This window comes from Cryobacterium sp. M96, assembly GCF_002929845.1.
GTDB lineage: Bacteria > Actinomycetota > Actinomycetes > Actinomycetales > Microbacteriaceae > Cryobacterium > Cryobacterium sandaracinum.
Genome location: NZ_PJJS01000053.1, coordinates 152,989 through 168,187, shown reverse-complemented (window position 1 = coordinate 168,187; position 15,199 = coordinate 152,989). Strand labels below are relative to the sequence as shown.

At 67.5% G+C, this 15,199-nt stretch carries 16 protein-coding genes; 6 read left to right on the top strand and 10 right to left on the bottom strand.

The window, feature by feature from the left end:
* Positions 1–43: 43 nt before the first annotated feature.
* The 7 genes from CXY79_RS13760 to paaI all read right to left on the bottom strand — a co-directional run bounded on the left by CXY79_RS13760 (position 44) and on the right by paaI (position 6,690).
* On the bottom strand, positions 44–2,800 hold the full coding sequence (locus CXY79_RS13760) for an HAD-IC family P-type ATPase (protein ID WP_104102575.1): 2,757 nt from the start codon (positions 2,798–2,800) through the stop codon (positions 44–46).
* Positions 2,801–2,809: 9 nt separating this feature from the next.
* Complete coding sequence (locus CXY79_RS13755; protein WP_233191501.1) at positions 2,810–3,322, bottom strand: universal stress protein; 513 nt, start codon at positions 3,320–3,322, stop codon at positions 2,810–2,812.
* 71 nt (positions 3,323–3,393) lie between these two features.
* Positions 3,394–3,738, bottom strand: coding sequence for a winged helix-turn-helix domain-containing protein (locus CXY79_RS13750; RefSeq protein WP_104102573.1), 345 nt, complete (start codon positions 3,736–3,738; stop codon positions 3,394–3,396).
* Between the two features lie 10 nt (positions 3,739–3,748).
* The gene (locus CXY79_RS13745; protein WP_104102727.1) at positions 3,749–4,147 is read right to left on the bottom strand and encodes a hotdog fold thioesterase; all 399 of its coding nucleotides are present in this window, start codon (positions 4,145–4,147) and stop codon (positions 3,749–3,751) included.
* 54 nt (positions 4,148–4,201) lie between these two features.
* Positions 4,202–4,837: a TetR/AcrR family transcriptional regulator gene (locus CXY79_RS13740; protein WP_104102571.1), complete on the bottom strand. Its 636-nt coding sequence runs from the start codon at positions 4,835–4,837 to the stop codon at positions 4,202–4,204.
* Positions 4,838–4,911: 74 nt separating this feature from the next.
* Positions 4,912–6,222 carry a phenylacetate--CoA ligase PaaK gene (gene paaK / locus CXY79_RS13735; protein WP_104102725.1) on the bottom strand — a complete coding sequence of 437 codons (1,311 nt, stop codon included), beginning with the start codon at positions 6,220–6,222 and terminating at the stop codon, positions 4,912–4,914.
* Positions 6,223–6,255: 33 nt separating this feature from the next.
* Entirely contained in the window at positions 6,256–6,690 is a 435-nt protein-coding gene (gene paaI / locus CXY79_RS13730) for a hydroxyphenylacetyl-CoA thioesterase PaaI (RefSeq protein ID WP_104102568.1), read from the bottom strand.
* 116 nt (positions 6,691–6,806) lie between these two features.
* On the opposite strand from paaI, the gene paaA reads away from it, so the two are divergent.
* From paaA to CXY79_RS13700, 6 genes are read left to right on the top strand one after another with little or no spacing between them, the layout of a single operon-like run.
* Complete coding sequence (gene paaA, locus CXY79_RS13725) at positions 6,807–7,790, top strand: 1,2-phenylacetyl-CoA epoxidase subunit PaaA (RefSeq protein WP_104102566.1); 984 nt, start codon at positions 6,807–6,809, stop codon at positions 7,788–7,790.
* Positions 7,790–8,095: a 1,2-phenylacetyl-CoA epoxidase subunit PaaB gene (gene paaB, locus CXY79_RS13720; protein ID WP_104102564.1), complete on the top strand. Its 306-nt coding sequence runs from the start codon at positions 7,790–7,792 to the stop codon at positions 8,093–8,095. The genes paaA and paaB overlap by 1 nt, the downstream gene beginning before the upstream one ends.
* Positions 8,092–8,922: a 1,2-phenylacetyl-CoA epoxidase subunit PaaC gene (gene paaC, locus CXY79_RS13715; RefSeq protein ID WP_104102561.1), complete on the top strand. Its 831-nt coding sequence runs from the start codon at positions 8,092–8,094 to the stop codon at positions 8,920–8,922. Before paaB ends, paaC begins: the two co-directional genes overlap by 4 nt.
* A gap of 2 nt (positions 8,923–8,924) precedes the next feature.
* Complete coding sequence (gene paaD, locus CXY79_RS13710; RefSeq protein ID WP_233191499.1) at positions 8,925–9,443, top strand: 1,2-phenylacetyl-CoA epoxidase subunit PaaD; 519 nt, start codon at positions 8,925–8,927, stop codon at positions 9,441–9,443.
* Between the two features lie 2 nt (positions 9,444–9,445).
* On the top strand, positions 9,446–10,597 hold the full coding sequence (gene paaE / locus CXY79_RS13705) for a 1,2-phenylacetyl-CoA epoxidase subunit PaaE (RefSeq protein WP_104102556.1): 1,152 nt from the start codon (positions 9,446–9,448) through the stop codon (positions 10,595–10,597).
* 48 nt (positions 10,598–10,645) lie between these two features.
* Positions 10,646–11,419 (top strand): enoyl-CoA hydratase/isomerase family protein, encoded by a 774-nt coding sequence (locus tag CXY79_RS13700; protein ID WP_104102554.1) that lies wholly within the window; start codon positions 10,646–10,648, stop codon positions 11,417–11,419.
* Between the two features lie 281 nt (positions 11,420–11,700).
* Here the strand turns inward: CXY79_RS13700 and CXY79_RS13695 are convergent, their stop codons facing one another.
* The 3 genes from CXY79_RS13695 to CXY79_RS13685 are packed head-to-tail and all read right to left on the bottom strand — an operon-like array spanning position 11,701 to position 15,198.
* Positions 11,701–12,408 (bottom strand): ABC transporter ATP-binding protein, encoded by a 708-nt coding sequence (locus tag CXY79_RS13695; RefSeq protein ID WP_104102551.1) that lies wholly within the window; start codon positions 12,406–12,408, stop codon positions 11,701–11,703.
* Positions 12,405–14,321, bottom strand: coding sequence for an ATP-binding cassette domain-containing protein (locus tag CXY79_RS13690; RefSeq protein WP_104102549.1), 1,917 nt, complete (start codon positions 14,319–14,321; stop codon positions 12,405–12,407). The genes CXY79_RS13695 and CXY79_RS13690 overlap by 4 nt, the downstream gene beginning before the upstream one ends.
* A 4-nt stretch (positions 14,322–14,325) precedes the next feature.
* A complete protein-coding gene (locus tag CXY79_RS13685) occupies positions 14,326–15,198 on the bottom strand; it encodes a branched-chain amino acid ABC transporter permease (protein WP_158250302.1) in 873 nt (290 codons plus the stop codon).
* Between the last annotated feature and the right edge of the window lies 1 nt (position 15,199).

Sequence of the window (15,199 nt, the reverse complement as noted above, 5' to 3'; positions counted from 1 at the left end):
GTCACGGTGGATGCCCCTTCTCGCGTTGCGGGTCGGGCAGGTCTCAGCGGCGAGCTGCGCGATGCCCGGCTGCCCGCACGATGGCTTTTCGGACCTCCTCGATCCAGAGCACCGACGACCCGACCAGCACGCACAGACCCCATTGGCCCGACGTGAGGGAGGTCGTGTCGAAGAGTCCTTGGAGCACGTCCATCTGCACCACGAGGACCTGCAGGATGATCACGGCGGTGAGTGCCAGCCAGATGCTGCGGTTGGTGAACGTCTGGAGTGAGAAGACGGAGTGGGTGTCCGAGCGCACGTTGAGCAGGTTGAACACCTGGTAGAAGACGAAGGTCGTGAACGCGAGGGTGGTGGCGAAGGCCGCGTTGCCCGCACTGTCCGGGAACAGGGCGGACGCCTGGGTCAACACGGTCAGGGTTCCCGCGGCCATGACGAGGCCGAGCCCGAGAATACGCAGCATCCTGTCCCGAGTGAGCAGAGGTTCGTTGGACGGGCGCGGAGGCCAGCTCATCGTTCCGGGTTCGGCCGGATCCAAGCCGAGCGCCAGTGCGGGTGGGCCGTCCATGATGATGTTGACCCAGAGGATCTGAAGCGCCGTGAACGGCGCGCCCGCGGCCCACCCGGTGACGCCCGCGATCAGGAAGATGAGCACGAATCCCCACGCCGTGGTCAGCTGGAACCTGACGAACTTCAGGATGTTGGCGTAGATGCCGCGTCCCTCCTGCACCGCGGCGACGATCGTGGAGAAGTTGTCGTCGGTGAGGATCATGTTTGCGGCGCCTTTGGAGACATCCGTGCCGGTGATACCCATGGCGATGCCGATGTCGGCCTGCTTCAGGGCCGGCGCGTCGTTGACGCCGTCACCGGTCATTGCAACGACATTGCCGCCGGCCTGCAACGCCCTGACCACCCGGATCTTGTGGGCCGGGGTGACCCGGGCGAGTACCCCGTAGTCAGCGGCCCGCGCGGCGAGCGCGTGATCGTCGAGGTCGTCCAGCGTAGGACCGGCAGCAGCCTCTCCGGGCAGGCCCAGGTTGCGGGCGATGGCCGAGGCCGTCACGAGATGGTCGCCCGTGATCATGTGCACGCGGATGCCGGCGCCGAGCGCCACCGCGATGGCCTTGGCCGCCTCAACCCTGGGTGGATCGACGATTCCGACGATGGCGTAGAGGGTCAGACCGGTGACCAGGGAGCGACCCGAGTCGTCGCCCGGAACGGTGCCGGCGTCGAGGGTGCGTCCGGCGACCATGATCGTGCGCAGGCCCTCACCGGCCAGTTCCTGGATGGTGTCGTGGATTCGTTGCTGCATGGTGGCATCGAGAGGGCGGATGCCGTCGTCGGTGAGCACCGAGTCGGTCAGGGGCAGCAGTGCGCCCGGTGCGCCCTTGGCGAAGCAGCGGTGTCCGGGCGGTCGCGGCAGTCCGGTCGTCGGCTCTGCCGGCCGGTGGAATGTGGCCATGAATTTGTAGTCGGAGTCGAAGGGCACTTCGGCTACCCGGGGGTGGGTCCGCCTCGCAGCTGCGACGTCGATGCCGCCCTTCTCGGCGAGAACGGCCAGGGCTCCTTCGGTGGGGTCGCCGACCAGCACGCCGTCGTTCAGTACGGCGTCATTGCACAGGGCCATGGTTAGGAACGCCTCGGTGAGGTCAGGCAGGGGCCGGTCATCACCGGTGAGGATCCGGCCGTCGGTGGAGTAGCCCTCGCCGGTGATGCGGAAATCGCGGCCATGGGTGTGCAGTCGGCGGGCCGTCATCTCGTTCATGGTCAGCGTGCCGGTCTTATCGGTGGCGATATGGCTGACGCTGCCGAGGGTTTCCACCGCCGAGAGCTGCTTGATGATGGCGCCTCGGGCGGCCAGCCGGGAGGCGCCCATCGCCAGGGTGAACGCGACGACCGCGGTGAGACCCTCAGGAATGGTCGCCACGGCCAGCGAGACGGCGGTGATCAGCAGCTCGGTCCAGGAGTCCCCGCGCAGGAGGCCCAGCACGAAGACGATCGCCACCACGACCAGCGCCGCCACGGTGAGCAGCTGGGCCAGCTGGTCGATCCTCCGCTGCAACGGTGTTTTGTCGTTCTTCACCTCGTTCAACAGCACCGCGATGCCGCCGACGGCCGTGCCCATGCCGGTGTCGGTGACCACCATGGTGGCGCGGCCGCGAGTGACCAGGGTGTTCATGAAAAGCATGTTGGTGCGGTCTGTGAGCGGCAGTTCCGCATCGTCCAGAGCGGGAATCGTCTTCCCGACCGGCTCGGATTCCCCGGTCAGGGTCGCCTCGGCCACCTGCAAGCCGGCATTCTCGATGATGCGACCGTCCGCCGGAACGGAGTCCCCGGCATCGAGGAGCACGATGTCGCCCGGCACAAGATCGGAGAATTGCACCTCGAGTTCGGTTCCGTCCCGCCGAGCGACGGCCTTGCCTTCCGACAGCTGCTGCAGCGCCTGGAGGCTGCTCTCGGCCCTCCGCTCCTGCACATAATTCAGAACGGTGTTGAGGATGATCACGACCAGGATTACGATCGGTGTCTCGAGTTCTTGCGAGACGACGGCGCTGACGACCGCGGCCACCAGGAGCACGATCGTCATCTTCTCGCCGAGAAGGCGCACGATCTTGCGCCAGGTCGGCACGCGTTTCGGCTTACGCAGCAAGTTCGGTCCGTATCGCCGACGGCGGTCGTCGACCTCGGATGCGGCGAGCCCGGCGCGGGCGTCGACGTCCTGGGCCGCCGTGGTTTCAGCGGCCGAGAGGGTGTGCCAGGCGGCGTGCTCGGTGGCCGCCGCTGCGGGAGAGGTGGTGGGCATCCGTCTGGGTCAGCGATTCGGTCGTTTGCGCGTCACCAGCACCGGGCAGACCGAGAGCCGGGTGCACTGGTCGCTGACCGAGCCCAACAACAGTCCGGCCAGGTTGCCGCGCCCGCGGGAACCGACCACGAGCATCCGCGCCTCACGCGACACCTCGATCAGGCTGCGGGCAGGCCCCGCATGCACGGCCCGGTAGTCGACGGTCACGTTCGGGAAGGCATGCACCAGCGCAGCGGTGTCCTCGATCAGTGCGGCCCGAACCGCCTCCGAGTATTCGGCGAACGTCGACACGTAGCCGAACTCCCAGTTCGCGGGCCTGGGGGCGGTGTCGATTGACCAGGCGCGCACGATCACGACCGGGGCGTGCAACTGATCGGCGAGCCCGAGCGCCGTGCTGAGCGCGTGGTCTGCGAAGGCCGAGCCGTCGTGGCCGACGACGATGCTGCCGGCTGGCGACGGCGCCGGCGTGGACGCCTCGGCGGTTTCCGGTGTGCCTGCAGGGGTGGTGCCTTCGGTGCTCACGGCGGACTCTCCAAACTGGGGGATGAATGAGGAAGAACGATCAGAACACTCCCAGATTAGCGAACTGCCGTTCAGGTGTCCAACTTGGGGGGTGGGACCGGCACGAGCACGGCGAGCAGCTCGTCGAGTTCGTGTCCTTCGGACACCGGATGCCGGAACGGTCGCCCGGGGGCGATCTGGTAGCTGTTGCGCCGCCCGACCCGGGTTCTCGTGATGTAACCGCTCGCCACGAGATCGGCGATGATCTTCTGGGCCCCGCGCTCGGTGACGCCCACCCGGGAGGCCACTTCGCGCATCCGGCACTGCGGATCCCGCGCGATCGTGACGAGAACGTGTGCGTGGTTGGTCAGGAACGTCCAGCGGGCGTCGCTCCCGGGGGTGGGCCGGGGCTCCTGGTCAGGGTCCGATGCGTTCATGTAAGTGAGATTAGTCCACCGGTGTCGCGCCGTCTTGCGCCCGGGGCACGAACGGCGGCCGGTCGGGCGCGTCGACGATCAGGTTCGTGATGCGCGCGGTGCACAACCGACGGCCCTGGTCGTCGCTGATCACGATCTCGTGGCAGGCGATCGTGCGCCCGAGCCGGATGGCCGTCGCCACCCCGGTCACGATTCCCGACCGCGCCGCGAGGTGGTGGGTCGCGTTGATGTCGAGGCCCACCGCGCTTCGCCCCGGGCCCGCATGGATCACGGCAGCCCACGAGCCGAGAGCCTCGGCGAAGGCGACGGATGCCCCGCCGTGCAGCAGCCCGAAGGACTGCCGGTTGCCCTCCACCGGCATCGTCGCGACGACCCGCTCCGCGGACTGCTCGAGGATGGTCACGCCCATCTTCTCGTCAAGTTCGCCGAGCGTGATCTTCCAGTTCTCGTTCACGTGTCTCCTCTATTCGGTGGTCGAGCTCGCCGAGACCCGCGAGCCCGGCGCCACCCGCAGCCCGTCGAGCGCCACCGCGAGCACATCGTTGGCGAGTTGACCGGCATCTTCCGGCCCCTCCGGCCGGTACCACTCCACGATCGAGTTCACCATGCCGAACAGCAGCCGGGTCACGATCCGAGGGTCGATGTCGCCGCGCAGGGACCCCTCATCGCGGGCCTCCACCACGAGGGCGGATACGGCCCGGTCGAATAAGCGCCGGCGGGCGAGCGCGGCGCGCTCGACATCCGTGTTTCCGCGCACCCGTAGCAGCAGCGTCACGTAGGGCAGCCGGGAGGTGAGCACCTCCACGGCTCCGCGCAGCACCGCGGCGAGCCGGTCGATGGCCGGGCCGCACTGGGCGCTCTGCTTGAGCAGCACCCCTTCGAGTCCGTCGAGGGCCTCGCCGAGAGCCTGTTCCAGCAGCTCCTCCTTCGAGGTGAAGTGGTGGTAGATCGCCGATTTCGACAGGCCGAGGCGGGTCGCGAGCACGCCCATCGAGGTGGCGTCGTAACCGAACTCGTTGAAGGCGGCGACCGCCACCTCGAGAATGGCGGGCTGGTCGTATCCGGGGCGGCCACGCTTGGCCAGGGCTGGTTCAGACATAATCGAGAAGTCTGTCACGAGCCGGGTTTCCGGAGGAACGACCGGCCCGTGACTGCGCGGGTTGTGCGGCAGACTCAGCGCAGGTCGTAGACACGCTTGTGCTTGCCGGTGCTGCGCTCGAGCGTGCCGGGTTCGACGATCAACACGTTGACGCTGGACCCGATCAGGTCCTTGATCTTATGGATCAGCAGCGCTGAGGCGATGTCGGAGGCGACATCGCTGGCGTGCTCGTGCCGTTCGATCCGAACGGTCAGTTCGTCCATCCGGTTCGGCCGGGTCAGCTCGATCACGAAGTGCGGGGAGAGGCTCGGGATGCTGAGCACGATCTCCTCGATCTGGGTCGGGAACAGGTTGACGCCGCGCAGGATGATCATGTCGTCGTTGCGACCCGTGATCTTCTCCATCCGGCGCATGCCGGGGCGCGCCGATCCGGGCAGCAGGCGGGTCAGGTCGCGGGTTCGGTAACGGATGACCGGGAAAGCTTCCTTGGTCAGCGACGTGAACACGAGCTCACCCTGGGTGCCGTCAGGCAGCACGAGTCCGCTGTCGCCGTCGATGACCTCGGGCAGGAAGTTGTCCTCCCAGAGGTGCGGTCCGTCTTTCGTCTCGATGCACTCGTTGCCCACGCCCGGGCCCATCACCTCGCTGAGCCCGTAGATGTCGAGCGCGTCGAAGTCGAGGCGGTCTTCCAGCTCGAGCCGCATCTGATTGGTCCACGGCTCTGCGCCGAGCACGCCCGCCTTCAGGCTGGACGAGCGAGGGTCCATGCCGGCCGCGACCATCGCATCCGTGATCGTCAGCAGGTAGCTGGGCGTGGCCATGATGACGTCCGGTTCGAAGTCCTGGATCATCTTGACCTGCTTGTTGGTCTGGCCGCCGGACATCGGGATGGCGGTGGCGCCCAGCGCTTCGATGCCCGCGTGCGCGCCGAGGCCGCCGGTGAAGAGGCCGTAACCGTACGCGTTGTGCACGCGCATGCCGGGCCGCACGCCGGAGGCGCGAAGGCTGCGCGCCACCAGGCCCGCCCACATCCTGAGGTCCTTCTTCGTGTAGCCGACGACGGTCGGCAGCCCGGTGGTCCCGGAGGAGGTGTGGATGCGCGCGACCTGGTCCAACGGCACCGCGAACATGCCGAACGGGTAGGAGACGCGCAGGTCGTCCTTGGTCGTGAAGGGCAGCAGGGCCACATCGTCCAGGGTGCGGATGTCGTCCGGGTGCACTCCGGCCTCGTTGAACTTGCGGGTATAGAGAGGAACGTTCTGGTAGGCGAGCCGTACGGTCTTCTGCAGCCGGGTCAGCTGTAACGCCTGCAGTTCGTCACGGGACATCCGCTCCTCGGGATCGAGTTCATCCTGGGCCGGGGCGTGCAAGCGGGTCTTGGTCATCGTTGACATGAGGCCTCCTGGTGGAATGCGGATTTAAAGTAGAGGAGCGACGGAACCAGGCACGGGAAAGTTGGTGGTGCGGCTGCGCCCGCGAAACTCCGCCACCGGTACGTTGTGCTCGTTGGCAACGCGCACGTCATAAAGTCCGGAGCGACCGCTCTTGGTGCGCAACACGGCGGTCGCGGTGAGGGTCTGCCCGGCGGCGGTGGGCTTCAGAAAGGTGATGTCGGCGCCCGACGCGAGCGTGACGTGGTGGTCGTCGTTGCAGGCGATCGCGAACGCCGTGTCGGCCAGAGCGAAGACGATCCCGCCGTGCGTCACGTCGAAGCCGTTCATCATGTCGTCCCGCAGGAGCATGGAGACGACCGCGCGGCCGGGCTCTGAGGCGTGCACGACCATGCCGAGTGCGGCCGATGCCCGGTCGTTCTCCATCATGGCCCCGTTGGAGGGCGGTAAAACTTCCGTCATGTGGTTCTCCTCATTGAGTTCCGCGGGCCGCAACGCATGGTTGTGGGGGTCGTAGGGAAACCATATACTAACTGAACGATCGGTTGGTAAAAGTTCGCCAAACCCAGGAGTCAACGATGACAATCCCGCCAGTTCCCTACGCTATCGCCCCGGACAGCGCCGCCACGGTGTCTGCCGAGGAGCAGCAGTTCAACGACCTGATTGCCGCCGATTCGCGAATCGAGCCGCGTGATTGGATGCCGGACGGCTACCGCAAGACCCTCATCCGCCAGATTTCCCAGCACGCGCACTCCGAGATCATCGGGATGCAGCCGGAGGGCAATTGGATCACCCGGGCGCCCAGCCTGAAGCGCAAGGCGATCCTACTGGCCAAGGTGCAGGACGAGGCCGGCCACGGTCTCTACCTCTACTCCGCCGCGCAGACTCTCGGCATCAGCCGCGACCTGATGACGGACCAGCTCATCGCGGGCAAGGCGCGCTACTCCTCCATCTTCAACTACCCGAGTCCCACCTGGGCCGACATGGGCGCCATCGGCTGGCTCGTCGACGGCGCCGCGATCTGCAACCAGGTGCCGCTCTGCCGCGCGTCCTACGGTCCGTACGGGCGCGCCATGGTGCGCATCTGTAAGGAGGAGTCTTTCCACCAGCGGCAGGGCTTCGAGATCCTGCTCGAGCTGATGAAAGGCACGCCCGCCCAGCGCGAGATGGCCCAGGAATCGGTCAACCGCTGGTACTGGCCGGCCCTGCAGATGTTCGGGCCGCCCGATGACGACTCGCCCAACTCTGCGCAGTCGATGGCCTGGAACATCAAGCGGTTCTCCAACGACGACCTGCGCCAGCGCTTCGTCGGAATGCTCGTGCCGCAGGCCGAGGTGCTCGGTGTGACGCTGCCGGACCCGGACCTGCGCTGGAACGAAGAAAAGGGTGCGTACGACATGGGCGAAATTGACTGGACCGAATTCCACGAGGTGCTCGCGGGCCGCGGACCGGCGAACGCCAGGCGCCTCCAGCGCCGCCGCGACGCGCACGACGAGGGTCAGTGGGTGCGTGAGGCTGCTGCCGCGTACGCCGCCAAGCAGGGCGTGAAGGCGGTCGCATAATGAGCGCTCCCGGTGCATCCGAGAAGGAGATCTGGCCCCTTTGGGAGGTTTTTGTGCGCTCCAGCCGCGGAATCAGCCACACCCACGTGGGTTCCCTGCACGCCCCCGACGCCACCCTCGCGGTGCGCAACGCGCGTGACCTCTACACCCGCCGCAATGAGGGCGTCTCGATCTGGGTCGTGCCTGCCGACGCGATCACCACGAGCGATCCGGATGCGAAGGGTGCCTTCTTCGAATCGCCCGCCGGCAAGAACTACCGCCACGCGAGCTACTACACGAAGAGCGAAGGGGTGAAGCACCTGTGAGCGACACCATCGAGCAGGACGGCCACGGCCACGTCGACGTCGACACGGTCCAGCTCTCCGCGGAACTGGTCGAAGCGGCATCCGTCGCCTCGCACGACGTGGCGGAATACGCGCTTTGGCTCGGCGACGACTCGCTCGTGCTGGCCCAGAACCTGGGCTGGTGGATCTCCCGCGCCCCGGAGCTGGAAGAGGACATCGCTCTCGGCAACATCGCCCTCGACCTGATCGGGCACGCCCGTTCCCTGTTGCACTACGCCGGGGCCGAATCCGGCCGAACCGAGGACGACCTGGCGTACTGGCGTGACGAACCCCAGTGGCGCTCGGCGCACCTGTTCGAGCAGCCCAACGGTGACTTCGCGCACACGATCGCCCGTCAGTTCATCGCGGCGCACTACCTGTTCGAGCTCTACAGCGCGCTGATGCAGTCGACGGATGCGACGCTCGCCGCGATAGCGGCCAAGGCCGTCAAGGAGGTCGACTACCACCGCGACCATTCCATCCAGTGGGTGCTGCGCCTCGCTCAGGGCACCGAGGAATCCCGCCGGCGCATGATCACCGGTCTCTCCGACCTATGGCCGTTCGTGGAGGAGCTCTTCGTCGACGAGCCGCTGATCGACCGGCTCGAGGGCGTCGCCGTGCGGCCGTCCTCTCTCCAGGCCTCAGTCCTGAGCGCCATGTTCCCCGTGCTCGCCGAAGCCGAGCTCGAGGTTCCCCGCGGCTTCATCTCCTCCGGGGGCGGGCGCCGCGGCGACCACTCCGAGAACCTCGGGCCGCTGCTCGCCGAGATGCAGGTGCTGGCGCGGGCGCACCCCGGCGCGAAATGGTGACCGTGGCCTCCCTTGCCCGTCCGCGTCCGGGCGACGCGGCGTCGCAGAAGGCCTGGGACATCGCCGCCGAGGTCTGCGACCCGGAGGTCCCCGTGCTCACGATTGAAGATCTGGGAGTGCTTCGGTCGGTCGCCGTTTCGGCCGACGGAACCCACGTCATCCTAACGCCGACCTACAGCGGATGCCCCGCGATGGAGGCCATGCGCGACGACGTCCGGGCGGCCCTCACCAATGCCCACTACCAGAACGTCACCGTCGAACTCGTGCTCGCCCCGGCCTGGACCACCGACTGGATGAGCGAGGAGGGCAAGGCGAAGCTGGTCAGTTATGGCATCGCTGCCCCGACCGGCCACTCCGGCGTGCGCCCGACCGGCGCCGTCCGGCTCCAACTCGTGGTCAAGTGCCCGCGCTGCTCCTCACTGAATACGCGGGAACTCGCCCGCTTCGGTTCGACGTCGTGCAAAGCACTCTACGAGTGCCGGGACTGCCTCGAACCGTTCGACTACTTCAAGGTGTTGTAACCATGGCCGCACTCAATCTGCGCAGTACCGATTCAGCCGTTCTCGACCCTGCCACCGAGCCTAAAAAGCGCCGCGCCCGGTTCCACACCCTCGCCGTCGGCGAGGTGCGTCAGCTCACCCAGGACAGCGTCGAGGTGACCTTCCTGGTTCCCGAGGCGCTGCAGGGGGAGTTCGACTACGACCCCGGGCAGCACCTGGCGTTGCGCGCCACGATCGGCGGCCGGGAGCTGCGCCGCAGCTACTCGATCTGTCGTCCGCACGCGCTCGGCTCGGTCAGCGTCGCGATCAAGCGCGACCTCGGCGGGGTCTTCTCCAGTTGGGCGAACACCGAACTCCGGGCCGGGGACCGCCTTGACGTGATGAGCCCGCAGGGCACGTTCACCACCGCGCTGGACACTCTGGACGACAAGCACATCGTCGGCATCGCCGCCGGCAGCGGCATCACGCCGCTGATGTCGCTCGCACACACCGTGCTCGAACGCTCGGAGACCTCCCGCTTCACGCTCGTCTACACAAACCGCACCGCGCTCGACGTGATGTTCCTCGACGAGCTCGCCGACCTGAAAGACCGGTACCCGGCCCGGCTGGCACTGCACCACGTGCTCTCGCGCCAGTCTCGTTCCTCCGCCCTGCTCTCCGGCCGGATCGACGAGGAGAAGCTGCGCCTGATGCTGGCCAGCATCATCCGTCCCAACGCCGTCGACGAGTGGTTCCTCTGCGGGCCGTTCGAACTGGTGCAGTTGTGCCGCGACACGCTGGAGAGCGTGGACGTCGAGCCGGGCCACATCCGGTTCGAACTGTTCACGACGGGGGAGCCGACGCACGCGGTCGGCGACACCGGGCGGCCGGTGGTCGTCGGAATCGGTGACAAGACCTTCGAGATCGAGTTCACGCTCGACGGCGAGAGCGCCACGGTGACCACGCCCGTCAACGCGAAGGAGAGCATCCTGAACGCCGCCCTGCGTGTGCGGCCGGATGTTCCGTTTGCCTGCGCTGGGGGAGTGTGTGGCACCTGCCGCGCCAAGCTCGTCAGCGGTGACGTCACGATGACCGAGAACTACGCCCTCGAACCGGACGAACTGGCCCGCGGCTATGTGCTCACCTGCCAGTCGCACCCAACGACCGACCGGGTCGTCGTCGACTACGACGTGTAGCGCCACTCGCCCATCAGGTATGGCGCGCAAGCGCAGAAAGCGGTTCCCGTGATCGAGCTGTCCATCCGGGACGACGTGGCCTACGTCGTCCTGAACGCCCCCGACAAGCTGAACGCGCTCGACGAGGCCGGCCTGGCCGAGCTCGCGGCCGCATACGAGACCGCGGAGGCGGCCGGCGTGCGCGCCCTCGCGCTGCGCGGCGAGGGCCGCGCATTCTGCGCGGGCCGTGACATCTCGGGCGTCGACCCGCGCGACGACGATGTGATGGGTTTCCTGGGGGGACTCGTCACGCCGTTGTTGCAGCGGATGAGCGCCTTCCCGGCGCCCACCTTCGCCGCCGCGACTGGGGCCTGCCTCGGGGTTGGCCTCGGCCTGCTGATCGCCACGGATGTCGTCTACGTCGCCGACACCGCGAAGATCGGGTCCCCGTTCGCGAACCTCGGTGCCACGCTCGACTCCGGCGGCCATGCCCTGTTCGTCGACCGGCTCGGCGCGCACCGCACTCTCGACCTGATCTATTCCGGCCGGCTCATGTCGGGCGCGGAGGCCGTGGCCGCCGGCCTGTTCAGCCAGGCATTCCCGGCCGACGAAGTGACGGATGCCACGTTGACGGCCGCCCAACGGGCCGCACAAGGGGCGACTCAGGCGTTCCTCGCCAGCAAGGAGCTCGTGCGCGCCCTCCGGGACGACCGGCTCGGCCTCTGGCAGAGCGTCGCCGCCGAGAACCGGGCGCAGGCGGCCCTCTGCGACACCGCTGACTACCGCGAGGGCTTCGCCGCCTTCCAGCAGAAGCGCAAGCCCGCGTTCACCGGCCGCGACTGACCCGTCGCGTCCCTGGCCTGGCCCGTCCCTGCCGCCCGCGTCGAACCAATTCGACGGAGATTCTGGGAAAAAGGCGGTTCCCGAAGGTTCTGGGGCCGTTTCGGGCAAAATCTCCGTCGAATTCGTTAGGGCCGGTCGCCGCAGTCGCCCGCAGCGACCACATCCGCAGCATTTGCCGACCAGGTCCGCGGCGCGGGTTCTACGCCGCTGCGCGGCTGGCACGCCACGCGCTTAGCGGCGCAACACCTGCGTGCCGCTCCTGGAGCGGGCAACGGATGCCGCTACGCGGCTGCGCCACCCAGGTAGGCGTTGTGCACCTCGGGGAGTTCCACGAGTTCGGCCGGGGTTCCCGTGAGTGCCACCCGTCCGCGGTGCATGACCACTGCCCGGTGCGCGATCTTGAACGAGGCGCGCACATTCTGTTCCACGAGGAGAACCGCGAGCTGCTTCTCGACGCAGAGCCGGGAGAGCACGTCCATGATCTCCGCGACCACCTTCGGCGCGAGGCCGATGGACGGCTCGTCCAGCATGATCGCCGTCGGGTTCGCCATCAGGCCGCGCCCGATGGCCACCATCTGCTGCTCGCCACCCGAGAGGGTTCCGGCGGCCTGACCCATCCGGGTGCGCAGCCGGGGGAACAGCTTGAGGATCGAGTCGACGTCGCCGTGGCCCTTCTTCGTCCAGGCACCCAGCATGAGGTTGTCACGCACCGAGAGGGTCGGGAAGCACAGCCGGTTCTCGGGCACATGGGTCAGGCCGAATCCGGCCATCTTCTCCGTGGGCTTCCCGGTGATCGTGCGACCCTCGAGGGTCACGCTGCCCCCGGTGGGCCGGATGAGGCCGCTGACGGCTCGCAGCAGGGTCGTCTTACCGGCCCCGTTCGAGCCCACCACAGCCACGATCTCCCCACGCGCCACCTCGAAGCTGACCTCGTGCAGCACCGCGAGCTTGCCATAGCCGGCGTCCAGTCCGGAAACGATCAGCGTCATGCGTGCTCCTCCAATTCGTTCAGTTCCGCTTCGGCCTCGTCGAGGTCCGTGCCCAGGTAGGCAACGACCACGGCGGGGTCATTGCGCACGGACTCCGGGTCGCCGTAGGCGATGAGCACACCGTCGTCGAGCACCGCGACATGGTCGGCGAGGGACATGACCTGCGCCACATCGTGTTCGACGAGCACGATCGTGAGCCCGGCGGTCCGCAGCCGCCGCAGCAGCTCGGCCATCACCTCGCGCTCAGCGCCGGATAGGCCGGCCATCGGCTCGTCGAGGAGGAGCAGGGCCGGCTCGGCGGCCAGAGCCCGGCAGACCTCCATGATTCGCTGCTTGCCGAACGACAGATCCGAGGCTGAGTCGTCCGCGGCATCCGAGAGTTTCATCGACTGCAGGATCTCGTAGGACGCGGCGCGGTGGGTGCTCTGCTCACCCGACTGCAGCCCCAGCATTCCGCGGAGGACGCCCGCGCTTCCCTTGCGGTACCTGCCCATGTACACGTTGCCGACGACATCCGTCGAGGTGAAGACCTGCAGGTTCTGGAACGTGCGGGTCAGCCCGTGCGCGGCGGCGACGTGCGGTTTGCGGCCGGAGATCACCTGGTCGAGGAACGTGACGGTGCCCTCGCTTGGGGTCAGTGCTCCGGAGATCATGTTGAAGCAGGTCGTCTTGCCAGCACCGTTGGGGCCGATCAGACCCAGGATGCTGCCGGCCGGCACGGTGAGGTTTACATCGTTGACGGCGACGACGCCGCCATATCGTTTGCTCAGTCCCTCGAGGACGAGGATCGGCTCACCGGCCGCGACCGGGGTGCTGACCGCCGGGAGCTGCGGGATCGTCGTGTCGTCCTCCGGGACGTGCGCATGCGCGTCGCCGGGTGGGCGCTTCCCGGCGAACGGCAACTTCTGCCACAGCGTGGTCGCCGCCTGGTGGAGGCCGCCGGGCAGGAGCAGGATCACCAGGATCAGGACGATACCGTAACCGAGCAACTGCACCTCTCCGGTGGCGCCGGGGAAGATGGCCGGGATGACGTCGCGCATGCCCTCGCCGAGGAATTGCACGAGGAAGGCGCCCGCGACGGCGCCCCAGACCGATCCCAGGCCCCCGATGACGACCATCAGCAGGATCGAGACCGACAGGTGGAATTCGGCGGTGGCGGGGCTCACGATCGCGACCTGGTAGGCGTAGAACACTCCGCCGAGGCCCGCGAAGCCGGCGGAGAGCACGAAGACTTTCAGCCGCAGCGCATAGGTGTTGACGCCAAGGCTCTCGGCGGCGAGTTCGGAGTCGTTGACGGCCGAGAGGGCGCGACCGGCGCGGCTGTGGGTGAGGTTGAGGGCCAGGATGAGCCCGATCACCACGAACGGCGTCACGAACCAGAGGAAGAAGCCGCTGTTGTCGATCGGGATCCCGAGCACCGTGGGTCGCGAGATGCCGTAGATGCCCGTGGTTCGTCCGGTGACATCCCATTCGCGCACGCCGATCATCACGATGAAGCCGAGCCCCAGCGTCGCCAGCGCGAGGTAGTGGCCGCGCAGGCGCATCAGCGGAAGGCCCACGAGCAGGGCGACCAGCATCGCGGCGAGAACACCGACGGTGGCCGCGACCGGGCCGGGCAGATCGAGCTTGGTCAGCAGGATTGCGTGGGTGTACGCGCCGATCGCGAAAAACGCGGCCTGCCCGAGGCTGACCTGCCCGGCCAGACCCATCAGCAGGTTGAGCCCGATGGCCGGCAGGGCGAAGATCATGGCGAACACGACGATGTTCATGACCGAGGAACTGGCCGTGAAAGGGACCACGATCATCAGCGCGACGAGCACGCCGCAGCCGATCAGCGTGCTCTTGTTGTTCGCCCAGAAACGCGTGCGGAGGGAGCGCGTCCCGGCGAGGGTAGGTGTGGTTGCATGTGTCATTTCGCTACACCCTGACCGCTGTGGGCTTGAGAACGAGGCCCTGGGGGCGAACGACGAGCACAAGGATGAGGATGAGGAAGGCGGCGCCGTCCCTCAGGCCGGACGAGACGTACCCGGCCACGTAGGCCTCGATCACGCCGAGCAGGAGAGCCCCGACGATCGCGGCACGAAAGGAGACGAAGCCGCCGAGGACGGCGGCGACGAAGCCCTTGAGGCCGAGCAGTACGCCGCCCGACCAGAGTGAGAGGTAGATCGGGGAAGCCACCACGCCGGCGACACCCCCGACGAAACCCGCAATCGCGAAGGCCAGCACTGACGCGGTGACCGGTGAGATCCCCACGATGCGCGCCGCAACGGGCTGCTCCGCACACGCCCGCAGGGCCTTGCCCCAGCGTGACTTCTCGTAGAAGAGCACAATTCCACCGCCGACCACGACGAGGGCGCCGATCATCCAGAATTCTTGAGAACGGATGCTCACCCCGCCGATCAGGATGTTGGTCCCCGGGAACAGGGGCACCCCCTTGGCCTCGGGCCCCCAGGCCAGCAGCATGATCGCCTGCAGCAGAGTCGAGACGCCGAGGGTCAGGATGATGGACGTGAGCGGGGTCAGCTTCTTCACCCGTGCGATGATCAGCCGTTCCATCGCAATGGCCACCAGGGTCACCGAGAGGATGGCGACCAGGATCGCGAGAAGGAGCGGCATCCCGGCCGCGGCGAGCCAGGCACTCCCCAGTCCGGCCAGCATCGCGAACTCGCCCTGGGCGATGTTGATGACGTGGCGAACCGTGTAGACGGCGATCAGGCCGACGGCGAGCAGGGCGTACACAGAGCCCTGTGAAAGCCCTGCCACCGTCAACTGCAGGAAATCAGTGAGCACG